The 11,729-nt window shown below is 61.1% G+C and carries 11 protein-coding genes; 5 read left to right on the forward strand and 6 right to left on the reverse strand.

Annotation, left to right across the window (positions count from 1 at the left end; genetic code table 11):
- The first annotated feature begins 130 nt into the window (after positions 1-130).
- The 3 genes from hemN (at position 131) to icd (ending at position 3,775) form a co-directional block, all read left to right on the forward strand.
- The gene (gene hemN / locus HY019_RS18555) at positions 131-1,501 is read left to right on the forward strand and encodes an oxygen-independent coproporphyrinogen III oxidase (RefSeq protein WP_290695002.1); all 1,371 of its coding nucleotides are present in this window, start codon (positions 131-133) and stop codon (positions 1,499-1,501) included.
- Between the two features lie 24 nt (positions 1,502-1,525).
- The gene (locus HY019_RS18560) at positions 1,526-2,365 is read left to right on the forward strand and encodes a sulfite exporter TauE/SafE family protein (protein WP_290695004.1); all 840 of its coding nucleotides are present in this window, start codon (positions 1,526-1,528) and stop codon (positions 2,363-2,365) included.
- 156 nt (positions 2,366-2,521) lie between these two features.
- Positions 2,522-3,775, forward strand: coding sequence for an NADP-dependent isocitrate dehydrogenase (icd, locus tag HY019_RS18565; RefSeq protein WP_290695006.1), 1,254 nt, complete (start codon positions 2,522-2,524; stop codon positions 3,773-3,775).
- Positions 3,776-3,838: 63 nt separating this feature from the next.
- On the opposite strand, the gene HY019_RS18570 is transcribed toward icd, so the two are convergent.
- A complete protein-coding gene (locus HY019_RS18570; protein ID WP_290695008.1) occupies positions 3,839-4,129 on the reverse strand; it encodes a cold-shock protein in 291 nt (96 codons plus the stop codon).
- Between the two features lie 291 nt (positions 4,130-4,420).
- Here HY019_RS18570 and clpS point away from each other — a divergent pair, with 291 nt between their 5' ends.
- Entirely contained in the window at positions 4,421-4,774 is a 354-nt protein-coding gene (gene clpS, locus HY019_RS18575) for an ATP-dependent Clp protease adapter ClpS (protein ID WP_290695010.1), read from the forward strand.
- Complete coding sequence (gene clpA / locus HY019_RS18580; protein ID WP_290695012.1) at positions 4,771-7,089, forward strand: ATP-dependent Clp protease ATP-binding subunit ClpA; 2,319 nt, start codon at positions 4,771-4,773, stop codon at positions 7,087-7,089. The genes clpS and clpA overlap by 4 nt, the downstream gene beginning before the upstream one ends.
- Positions 7,090-7,208: 119 nt before the next feature.
- Here the strand turns inward: clpA and HY019_RS18585 are convergent, their stop codons facing one another.
- The 5 genes from HY019_RS18585 to HY019_RS18605 are packed head-to-tail and all read right to left on the reverse strand — an operon-like array spanning position 7,209 to position 11,497.
- Entirely contained in the window at positions 7,209-7,985 is a 777-nt protein-coding gene (locus HY019_RS18585; protein ID WP_290695014.1) for a UDP-2,3-diacylglucosamine diphosphatase, read from the reverse strand.
- Between the two features lie 25 nt (positions 7,986-8,010).
- Positions 8,011-8,511, reverse strand: a complete 501-nt coding sequence (locus tag HY019_RS18590; protein WP_290695016.1) for a peptidylprolyl isomerase — start codon at positions 8,509-8,511, stop codon at positions 8,011-8,013.
- 3 nt (positions 8,512-8,514) lie between these two features.
- Positions 8,515-9,069, reverse strand: coding sequence for a peptidylprolyl isomerase (locus HY019_RS18595; RefSeq protein WP_290695080.1), 555 nt, complete (start codon positions 9,067-9,069; stop codon positions 8,515-8,517).
- A 29-nt stretch (positions 9,070-9,098) separates the two neighbouring features.
- A complete protein-coding gene (locus HY019_RS18600; RefSeq protein ID WP_290695017.1) occupies positions 9,099-10,397 on the reverse strand; it encodes a L,D-transpeptidase family protein in 1,299 nt (432 codons plus the stop codon).
- A 32-nt stretch (positions 10,398-10,429) separates the two neighbouring features.
- Complete coding sequence (locus HY019_RS18605; protein ID WP_290695019.1) at positions 10,430-11,497, reverse strand: tetratricopeptide repeat protein; 1,068 nt, start codon at positions 11,495-11,497, stop codon at positions 10,430-10,432.
- Positions 11,498-11,729: the final 232 nt, after the last annotated feature.

Consider the following 11,729-nt stretch of genomic DNA (forward strand, 5'->3'; position numbering starts at 1 on the left):
GATTGTTGCTGCTTCCGTGTCGCCGACCTTGAGCCAGATCAACCCAACTGGGCGACAGTTTGGCACAGTCCCCGGCATGAGTGAACCGGCCCTGCTATCAAATCATGTTGCTCCCGCGATTTCCCGGGAGATGCTGTCTCGCCTGGATGTGAGTGGGCCGCGTTATACGTCCTACCCCACCGCAGACCGCTTCGTGGAGGCCTATGGCCCTGCGCAATACCTTCAGGCCCTGCAGCAGCGCGTGGAAGGCGGTGGTGCCGTAGGCGGCGCTGCCACACCGCTGTCGATCTACGTGCACATTCCGTTTTGCGAGTCGGTCTGTTATTACTGCGCTTGCAACAAGGTTATTACCAAGCACCACGAGCGCGCTATTGAGTATCTGGATGCCCTGCGCACAGAAATCGAACTGGTGGTGGAGCAACTGGGGCGTGGGCAGGCGGTGTCGCAGTTGCACTTCGGCGGTGGCAGCCCCACCTTCCTGAGCGACGACGAACTGGAAGGCTTGCTGGCTACCCTGCAGTCCGCGTTCCGTTTTGTGCCGGGCGGCGAGTATTCGATTGAAATCGACCCCCGGACGATCGACGCCTCGCGCCTCAAGCGCCTGGCTGCCATGGGCTTCAACCGCCTGAGCTTTGGGGTGCAGGATTTTGACCCCGATGTGCAGCACGCTGTGCACCGTGTGCAGCCTTACGAGCAGGTTGCCGAGTTGATGCATGCGGCACGGGCCGAAGGCTTTGACTCGATCAACATGGACTTGATTTACGGCCTGCCCAAGCAGTCGCTGGAGAGCTTCCAGCGCACGCTCAACCAGGTCACCAGCCTGAAGCCCGACCGCGTGGCCCTGTATGCCTACGCCCACTTGCCGCAGCGCTTCAAGCCGCAGCGCCGCATTGACGCGGCGGCCTTGCCCAAGGCCGAAGACAAGATCGGCATGCTGTCGATGGCCATCAATCACTTTGGTGCGTCCGACTACGACTACATCGGCATGGACCACTTCGCCTTGCGCAGCGACAGTCTGGCTGTGGCCCGCAGGCAAGGGCGCCTGCACCGCAATTTCCAGGGCTACAGCACCCACCCGGACAGCGACCTCATTGGCTTGGGCGTGTCGGCGATTGGTCGCGTAGGTGCGCATTACTGCCAGAGCGCCAAGACGCTGGACGAGTACTACGACGCCCTGCGTCGGCGCGAGTTGCCGATCGTGCGCGGCCTCATGTTGTCCCGAGATGACCTGGTTCGCCGCGCGGTGATCATGGCCGTCATGTGCCAGGGGCGTGTGGACATTGAGTCCATCGAGCTCGCCTACCTGATCGATTTCAGGCAATACTTCGCAGCTGAATTGCGTCAACTGGAGCCGCTCGTGGAGTCGGGGTTGGTGCAACTGGAGTCTGACGGTGTTCGGGTTACAGCCTTGGGCTGGTATTTTGTGCGGGCGATTGCCATGGTGTTCGACAGGCACCTGCAGGCTGACAAGACGGTCGAGCGCTTCTCGCGCATCATCTGACCGTTTGCACAAGAAGGGCTGGGCATGCTGTCCAGCTTGATGCTCACCGCATTCCTCATGGGCTTGGGTGGCGTGCCGCATTGCGCCGCCATGTGCGGTGCCGCGTGTGCCGCCTTGCTGCCCAATGGGGTGCCTTGGCTCAGCCTGCTTGGCCGCTGCGTGGGCTACGCCTTGCTCGGGGCTATCGCTGCAGTGGGCTTTGGTGCGGCCGCACAATGGGGGCGTCAGGTCTCCTTTCTTCAACCTCTGTGGATCATGGCCCAGGCGCTGGCGCTGCTGTTGGGCTTGTGGTTGCTGTGGTCCGGCGCCATGCCCCGTCAGCTGGATGCGCTGGGGCAGGACGCCTACCGCGCTTTGCGTGCGCGCTTGAACGCCACGCCGGCGTTCCGTGACGGGGGAGCTTTGCGTGCGCTGTGGCCGTTTGTGGCAGGCATGGCCTGGGCCATGTTGCCTTGCGGCCTGCTGTACGCAGCCGTGATGGTGGCCGCCTTGGCGCCCGACGCCTTGGGGGGCGGCCTGGTGATGCTGGCGTTCGCCGTGCCCGGCGCTTTCGGGGTGTGGGGCGCACCTGAGATCTTGCGACGTCTGGCGCGCATGGGGCGGCGTGCGGATGGGCATTCTCCGGCGGCTTCGGTGCAGGGTGATGCGGCCACGATCGTGCCGGTGTTGTGGCTGAGGTCCGAGCGCTCGAATGGTGGCGCCGGTGATCGGGCTTGCGCATCCGCGGTGGCCTCGGGCGATGCGGCAGGTGCCTCGTTTGACCCACGATGGGCTGTTCGTGTCTCGGGTTTGATGCTGGCGGGCATGTCCGCATGGGCGCTCTACCATCAGGTCATGGACCAGTGGCGCGCGTGGTGTGCCTGATCTTGCGCAAGGTCCGCGAGGCTAATTGGCAACCTATACCGGTAATCCCCAGGTCCCATTGCGTGCTGATTGAATTCGCTCGCGTAGAATTGTTTCCACGCTGCCGATATCCATGGCAGCGTTTTTCACGGAAACGCCAAACGCGGAGACCACAACATGTACCAGCACATCAAGGTGCCCGAGGGCGGGCAGAAGATCACGGTGAACCCGGATTACTCGCTCAACGTACCCAACAATCCCATCATTCCCTACATCGAAGGCGACGGCACCGGTTTTGACATCACCCCCGTGATGATCAAGGTGGTCGATGCTGCCGTTGCCAAGTCCTACGGTGGGCAGCGCAAGATCCATTGGATGGAAATCTACGCGGGCGAAAAGTCGACCCGTGTTTATGGTCCCGATGTGTGGCTGCCTGAAGAAACGCTCAAGGTCCTGAAGGACTACGTCGTGTCGATCAAGGGCCCGCTGACCACGCCCGTTGGCGGTGGCATCCGCTCCTTGAACGTGGCACTGCGTCAGGAGCTGGATCTGTATGTCTGTCTGCGCCCGGTGACCTATTTCAAGGGCGTGCCGTCTCCCGTGAAGGAGCCCGAAAAGATCGACATGGTGATCTTCCGCGAAAACTCGGAAGACATCTACGCTGGTATCGAATTCGAAGCCCAGAGCGACAAGGCCAAGAAGCTGATCGCCTTCCTGCAGACCGAGTTCGGCGTCAAGAAGATCCGCTTCCCGGAAACCTCCGGCATTGGTATCAAGCCGGTGTCCAAGGAAGGTACGGAGCGCCTGGTTCGCAAGGCGCTGCAATACGCCATCGACAATGACAAGCCCAGCGTGACCATCGTTCACAAGGGCAACATCATGAAGTACACCGAAGGTGGCTTCCGTGACTGGGCCTACGCCCTGGCGCAAAGCGAGTTTGGTGCCGAGCTGATCGACGGCGGCCCATGGTGCAAGTTCAAGAACCCCAAGACGGGCAAGGACATCGTCGTCAAGGACGCGATTGCCGACGCCTTCCTGCAGCAGATCCTGCTGCGCCCGGCCGAGTACAGCGTCATCGCGACCCTGAACCTCAATGGCGATTACATCTCTGACGCCCTGGCGGCTCAGGTGGGCGGTATCGGCATTGCCCCGGGTGCCAACCTGTCGGACTCGGTGGCCATGTTCGAAGCCACCCACGGTACAGCACCGAAGTACGCCGGCAAGGACTATGTGAACCCCGGTTCCGAGATCCTGTCTGCCGAAATGATGCTGCGCCACATGGGCTGGTTTGAGGCTGCCGACCTGGTCATCAGTTCGATGAACAAGGCCATTCAGAGCAAGAAGGTGACCTATGACTTCGCTCGCCTGATGGAAGGCGCGACCCAGGTGTCCTGCTCCGGTTTTGGCCAGGTGATGATCGACAACATGTGAGCCTGAGGGCTGCATGAAAAAAGCCCGCTCATCGAGCGGGCTTTTTTGTCTGGTGGCGAGAACTCAGTGAGGCAGGCTCCGTCCGGCACTGCCATGGTCTCGGAAGTGCATGTCGCTCAAAGCATCCGGGGTCGCGTCGGCGATGGCGCCATCGACTTGCTGGATGTTTTGCGCAAGCATGCCTTTCGGGCCGGCTATCAGGTCATACCTGACCTTGGAGCCTTGCTTGAGTGTTCGGAATCCATCCATTTGAATGGCCGAAAAATGAGCGAAGACATCGCCTCCGCCTTGATCAGGTTCGATGAAGCCAAACCCTTTGGCGTCGTTGAACCATTTGACAGTGCCTGTGGCCATACTGCCCCTCCTACGTTAATTTGTTGTCATTTTCCGAGTGCTGGAAGGGCCTGTCAAGTGTTGCGGCGCACCAAAATGATTGCCAAATGTGCGCAAATTTTGCGCTTTGTGAAAAATGATCGCCGCACATTCCGGGTCGGGTACTCGTCACAAGTCGCACGAAGCTTGCTAGTTGATGGCATGGTCTCGAAAATAGTCTTGTGTCTGCCGTGAATTTCCTACCCTTGAACTGGGGTCGGACACCCCAACATCACATGACATGATCGCGGACCGTCTCGTAGAATCATTTTCATGACAAATCCGTTTCCCGCTCGGTCGTCCGCGACGCCAAAAGGCCCTCCAGAGGATGGGCAAGGAGCCGCTGTCGTCGAGAAAGAAGAGTTGGCACTGGAGCCTCCCAAGCTTTTTCAAGTGGTCATGCTTAATGACGATTTCACGCCAATGGAGTTTGTTGTCCTTGTATTGCAGGAGCATTTCCGGCACGACATCGAATCGGCAACGCAAATCATGCTAAAAATCCACCACGAAGGTCGTGGTGTGTGCGGGGTCTACACCAAAGACGTCGCGGCCACCAAGGTCGAACTCGTTCTTGCCGCCGCCCGCCAAGCCGGGCACCCCCTGCAGTGCATTCTGGAGACCGCATGATTGCGCAAGAGTTGGAAGTGAGTTTGCACATGGCCTTCGTCGAGGCCCGTCAGCAACGCCATGAGTTCATCACCGTGGAACACCTGTTGCTGGCCTTGACAGACAACCCCTCTGCTTCCGAGGTGTTGAAGGCCTGCGCCGCCAATCTGGATGAGCTGCGCAAGAACCTGGACCAGTTCGTCAGGGACAACACCCCGACGGTTGGTGGTACCGATGAGGTCGATACGCAGCCCACCTTGGGCTTCCAGCGTGTGATCCAGCGCGCCATCATGCACGTCCAGTCCTCCGGTAGCGGCAAGAAGGAAGTGACCGGCGCCAATGTGCTGGTCGCGATCTTCGGTGAGAAGGACTCCCACGCGGTCTACTACCTGCACCAGCAGGGCGTGACCCGTCTGGATGTGGTGAACTTCATTGCACACGGCATCCGCAAGGCAGATCCCCCTGAGGCTGCGAAGTCTTCCTCCGAGCCTGGCCAGGCGGAAACGGAAAAGGAAGAGGTTGAGGGCAAGGCTTCTCCGCTGGAGCAGTACACCCAGAACCTCAACCAGATGGCCCGCGATGGCAAGATCGATCCGCTGATCGGTCGTGACTCGGAGGTCGAGCGCGTGATCCAGGTGCTGTGCCGCCGCCGCAAGAACAACCCGCTGCTGGTGGGTGAGGCTGGCGTGGGCAAGACGGCCATTGCCGAGGGCCTGGCCTGGCGCATCACGCAAAACGATGTGCCCGATGTGCTGGCCGACGCCGAGGTCTATGCCCTCGACATGGGCGCGCTGCTGGCTGGTACCAAGTACCGCGGTGACTTCGAGCAGCGCCTGAAGGCCGTGATCAAGCAACTCAAGGATCAGCCGGGATCCGTCCTGTTCATCGATGAGATCCATACCTTGATCGGTGCGGGCGCGGCTTCTGGCGGCACGCTGGATGCCAGCAACCTCCTCAAGCCCGCCTTGAGCTCGGGGCAGCTCAAGTGCATCGGCGCGACCACCTTCACGGAATACCGCGGCATCTTCGAAAAGGATGCGGCGCTGTCTCGTCGATTCCAGAAGGTGGAAGTGGCCGAGCCTTCGGTTGAGCAGACCATCGAGATCCTCAAGGGATTGAAGTCGCGCTTTGAAGAGCACCACAGCGTGAAGTACGCCATTGGTGCCCTGCAGGCTGCGGCAGAGTTGTCGGCCAAGTTCATCAATGACCGTCACCTGCCGGACAAGGCGATTGACGTGATTGATGAGGCGGGTGCCGCGCAACGTATCCTGCCCAAGAGCAAGCAGAAGAAGACCATCACGCGTGCCGAGGTGGAAGAGATCGTGGCGAAGATCGCCCGTGTGCCTTCCACCAGTGTGTCCAGTGATGATCGCTCCAAGCTGAAGAACCTGGATCGCGACCTCAAGAGCGTGGTGTTCGGGCAGGATGCGGCCATCGATGCGCTGGCTGCGGCCATCAAGATGGCCCGCTCTGGTCTGGGCAAGCCTGACAAGCCCATTGGCTCTTTCCTGTTCAGTGGCCCTACGGGCGTGGGCAAGACGGAAGTGGCCAAGCAACTGGCTTACATCCTGGGCATCGAGTTGATCCGCTTCGACATGTCAGAGTACATGGAGCGCCACGCGGTGAGCCGCCTCATCGGTGCGCCTCCGGGTTATGTTGGCTTCGACCAAGGTGGCCTGCTGACCGAGGCGATCTCCAAGAAGCCGCATGCTGTGCTGCTGCTGGATGAAATTGAAAAGGCTCACCCGGACGTCTTCAATATCCTGCTGCAGGTCATGGACCATGGCACGCTGACGGACAACAACGGTCGCAAGGCTGACTTCCGCAATGTCATGATCATCATGACGACCAATGCAGGTGCCGAAACGCTGCAGAAGGCTTCGATCGGGTTCACGAACCCGCGCGAACTGGGTGACGAGATGGCCGACATCAAGCGGCAGTTCACGCCGGAGTTCCGCAACCGCCTGGACGCGATCGTGGGCTTCAAGTCGCTGGATGAAGACATCATCATGCGGGTGGTCGACAAATTCCTGCTGCAACTGGAAGGCCAGTTGGGTGAGAAGAAGGTCGAGGTCACCTTCACCGATGCATTGCGTCGTTACCTGGCCAAGCGTGGGTTCGATCCGCTCATGGGTGCACGTCCGATGCAGCGCCTGATCCAGGACACGATCCGTCGTGCGCTGGCTGACGAGTTGCTGTTTGGCAGCCTTGTGGACGGCGGCCGCCTGACGGTGGACGTGGTCGACAACGAGAAGGGCGAGCCTGAAGTCAAGCTCGATATCCAGCCCAACAAGAAGAGCGACAAGACCAAGCCCGAGGCGGCCACGGCCGAGTAAGCGGGGTTTGCTGCTCCAGGAAATTGACCGGCTGATCGCCGGTCAATTTTTTTTGGTGGGTACGAAAAGATTCTGATACTGCGCCAGGGCAGTGGCCAGGCAATCAGGCAATCAGGTACTCAGGCGATCAGTGAGAGGCGTTGGAGGCCGTTCCTGGTCAAGCGCAGAACCTCGGCACGGGCGTGCCCATGGTCCAGATCCCAGTCGCTCAATACATGGCGCATGACACCTGCGGGGCCGAATGCCTGGTCACCCGGGCGGTGCGTGTGGCCGTGGATCAGCGCCGTGGCGCCTGCAGCCTGCATCCATTGCGTTGCGCTGGCTTCATCCACGTCGGCCCAGTTCTCGGGCGCTTGTGCATGCTGGTGCATCTGGCTGGCTTCGCGCATTTGTCGCGCTTGCGCCAGGCGCGCCTCCAGCGGGTGAGCCAGGAAGGCGTTCTGCCATTGGGGGTGGCGAACCTGCGCGCGGAACTTCAAATAGGCCTGATCGGACAGGCACAACTCGTCGCCGTGGATCAGCAACATGGACTGGCCAAAGGCGTGCAGTACCGTCGGGTCATGGAGCTTGTGTGCGTGGCAAGCCGCGAGCATGGCGTCGCCCAGCAGGAAGTCCCGGTTGCCCACCATGATGGCCAGGTGCAGGCGTGAACCCGCTTGGGCAAGGAACTCGACGCAGGCTGCCTCGTAGGGCTGGCTGCGCATGTCATCGCCCACCCAGGCTTCGAACACATCGCCAAGCATGAACACCGCATCAGCCGGGGTGCTGGCCAGATAGTCGGCCAGCGCGCGGGTGGTGCGCGGCAAGCCTTCGTGCAGGTGCAGGTCGGATATGAAATCAATACACCGCCACGAGGGCGGTGCATGGAAGGTGTCCGAGGGTGGAAAGGGGGGCATGGCCCCCTTCACATCAGGCATCGCGTCAGATGACGACGGCCTTGTTGATCATCACGTCTTCAAGGGGGACGTCGTCATGGAAACCCTTGCGACCAGTCTTGACCTTTTCGATCTGATCGACCACGTCGGTGCCAGCCACGACTTTGCCGAAAACGGCATAACCCCAGCCTTGTGGCGACTCGGACTTGAAGTTCAGGAAGTCGTTGTTGGTGGCGTTGATGAAGAACTGGGCGCTGGCCGAGTGCGGTGCGCTGGTACGGGCCATGGCGATGGTGTACTTGTCGTTCTTCAGGCCATTGTTGGCTTCGTTCTGGATTTCGCCCTTGGTGGGCTTTTGCTTCATGCCGGGTTCAAAGCCGCCGCCTTGAACCATGAAGCCCTTGATGACGCGGTGGAACACGGTGCCGTCGTAGTGGCCGGCGTTCACGTAATCCACGAAGTTGGCCACGGTCAGGGGGGCCTTTTCTTCGTCCAGGTCCAGGCGGATCACGCCTGCGGTGGTGTGCAGTTCAACGGTCTTGGTCATGGCTTATTTTTCGATGGTGGCGGTTTTGATGATCACAGGTTGAACGGGCACATCGCCGTAGGGGCCTTTCTGGCCGGTTTCAACCTTGCGGATTTTGTCGACCACATCCATGCCCTGGATGACCTTGCCAAACACGGCATAGCCATTGCCATCGGGCGAGCGGGCTGCGTCGAGGAAGGCATTGTCCTTCACATTGATGAAGAACTGCGCAGTAGCCGAGTCGGGAACGTTGGTGCGGGCCATGGCGACCGTGCCACGCACATTGCTCAGTCCGTTGCGGCTTTCCAGGGGGATCGGCGCGCGGGTGGGTTTTTCCCTCATGTCGGGTGTCATGCCACCACCCTGGATCATGAAGCCGTCAATGACACGGTGAAACACCGTGCCGTTGTAGTGGCCGGCTTTGACGTATTGAACAAAGTTGTCCACGCTCTTGGGGGCCTTGGCGGCATCCAGCTGGAGCACGATGTCGCCCATGCTGGTGGCGATCTTGACGTTCTGGGCCAGGGCCAGTTGGGTGCAGGCCAGGGTCAGGCCGGCGATCAGCCATTTGGCGCCCATTTTGAGGGCCGGCTGTGTGCGGTGCAGAGTCATCCAATCACTCCTTCATAGAAGATTTTCCAGAGGCCGCCTTCTTTACCCCAGTATTGACGTTTGACGGCGCCGGTGCGTTGACCGTCGGAGACTTCTCCGAATGTCACGACCAGGATATCGCTCTTGTCCTTCCACCCCAAAATGGCCACGTCCTTGAGTTGCAATGCGCGACCGCGTTGTTGCGTGACCTCTTTTTCAAGCGTCTGACGCCACTGGTTCAGGTCTCGCGTGCCGTTGGCAAACTGGGGCGAGTAGAAGGACATCAGCCGGTTGAGGTCGCCGCTGGCGCGGGCGACTCGCCAGCCTTCGATCAGGTTGTGCAGGCTGCGGCGTTGCGGTTCGGTCTTGACGGGCGTGACCCATTGAAGCGAGCGCGCAATGACCACAGGTGTGGAGCGTGGCTGAACACGGTCCAGGATGGTTTGCAACTCGGGGTTGGCCAGGACCACGCAGCCATCCGTGCTGTTCGGGCTGCGTGCATAGCTGTCGCTGGGCACGCCATGCAGCCAGATGCCGCTGCCGGTCTTGCCCAGGCGCCTGTCGTACTCGTTGGGGTAGTTCAGGGGCAGGGCGCCGATCCCGTAGAAGTCGGTGAGCTTCTTGGCATCCAGGCGGCTGGTGATGTAGTACACGCCCAGCGGGGTGCGTTGGTCGCCCTCGAAGCTCTTGTCGGCGCCCAGGCGGCCGATCGAGGCGTAGTGATCCGCGACGAGTTGCAGGCCATTGGGCCCGTTTTCAAACAGGTACAGGCGTGACTTGCTGGCGTCGACCGCGATGGCGTGCCGGGTGGTTGGTGGCAGTTCGATGAACTGGGTGGGCAGGGCGCCCTGGGGGGGGCGATCACGCAGGGCTTGCAGGCGGCGATCGGCCTCCATGCGCAACTGGTCCAGCCGCTGGGGTGCCTTGGCGGCCAGGTCGTCCGGGGCGTGCCCCATGGAGGGCAGTGGCCTGGTTTGTGCCGCCAGCAGGTCGCCGTAAACCAGTTGTGCCAGCTGGAAGTTGGGGACGTCCCTGACCAGCACTTCAGCCTTGTTCAGCGCCTGGCGGGTCTGCCCGGAGCCAACCAGCCTGTAGATTTCAAGCAAGCGGGCTTCTGCGGGGGCAGATTGGGCTTGAAGCGCTGGCAGGCTGGTGCTTGGCTGATGGGGGGCTTCGTGGCTTGTGGCTGGCGCCTTGGTCCGGATGACGCGTGCATACCCCGGGGCGGCGGCGAAGCCGGCGCTCAGTGCAACCACGCATGTCACCAGCACGCCGCGCAAGAGCGGCAAGAGCGGCGTCTTGGGCCGCTTGCTCATGCTTGTGGGCAAGCGACGAAACTCACGACCCATCACGACCCAGCGCTTTCCTTCGCGATCAACCAGTTGCTGCCGGAGCGAACCATTTCCAGGCGCTTGCCACTGCTGACACTCAGGCTATCAGCCTTGTAGTCCTGGTGGAAGCGCACGGTGGCCTTGCTGCCGCTCACGTCAACTTTGACGCCCGAGATTTTCACAGAAATGCTGCGCTTGCTGGTGATGCGGTCGCGGCGCTCTTGCTCCCAGACCTTGCGTGTCTTGCCGCCGTTGAAGTCCTTGGTGTAGGCGGCGAAGTAGCCGTCCATGTCCTGCTTGCTCCAGGCAGAGGCCCAAGCTTTGAGGGAGGATTCGATCTCACGCTCTTGCGCAGCATTGTCGTTCTTGGGTTCGGCCACCGGGGCTGGTGCTGGCGCAGGTGCAGGCTTGGCCACAGGTGCTGGCGCAGGCGTCGCTACAGGTGCGGGGGCTGGCGCAGGTGTCGGCTTGGGCGCAGCCACAGGCGCGGGGGCAACCGGAGCAGGCGCTGGCGTTGGTGCTGCAGACGCCGTGGTGATCGAGTTGCGTTCCTTGGGGAACAGGTCGCGGATCATGGCCAGCTTGGGGGCCACTTGCGAGCGGGTGTCGATCTGCAGGGCCTTGGAGTAGGCCTGGCTGGCCAGCTTGGCGTAGACGTCCCCCAGATTCTCGTAGGCGGTCGCGTAGCTGGGGTTGGTGCGGATCGCCATTTCAAGCGCCGTGCGAGCCTTGTCGTACTGACCTTGCTGTGCGTAGAGCACGGCCAGGTTGTTGAAGGGCTCGGGCAACTCGGGGAAGTCTTCAGTCAGCTTGGTGAAGGTGGTGATGGCTTCTGGCGTGCGGCCGGCCTGGGACAGGCTGATGCCACGCAGGAAGCGCATCATGGGATCGCGCGGCTTGCTGGCCAGGAATTGGTCGGCTTTCTGGAGGGCCTCGGCGTTCTTGCCGGCGGCGAGCAGCTTCTGGACATCAACGATGTCATCGGCGCGCACGCTCAAGGCTGTGAGGGACAGGGCGGCAACAGCCAGGCACTTGGCGGCGATGGCCGTGAGACGAAGACCAATGTGAGGCGCAACAGCTTGCATGGATTGGTGTACCAGTTTGTTTGTGATGAACGCTGGGTCGCGCTGGGTGCCGTGAAACCATAGCGCATTCACGAATGCGCAACAGCTTGGCGCAAACCTCCGGAGAATAGCAGCCCGCTTGCCGGCGGTAACTTGTCAATCACCCTCATGGTCGGGCAGGCCGCTATACTCAACGAATTGTATCTGAGCGGCGTGGTCGCTTAACGTCTTGTATCAGGTGTTGGTGCCAGCC

It is taken from the genome of Aquabacterium sp., from assembly GCF_016195855.1.
Classification (GTDB): Bacteria; Pseudomonadota; Gammaproteobacteria; order Burkholderiales; family Burkholderiaceae_C; genus Aquabacterium.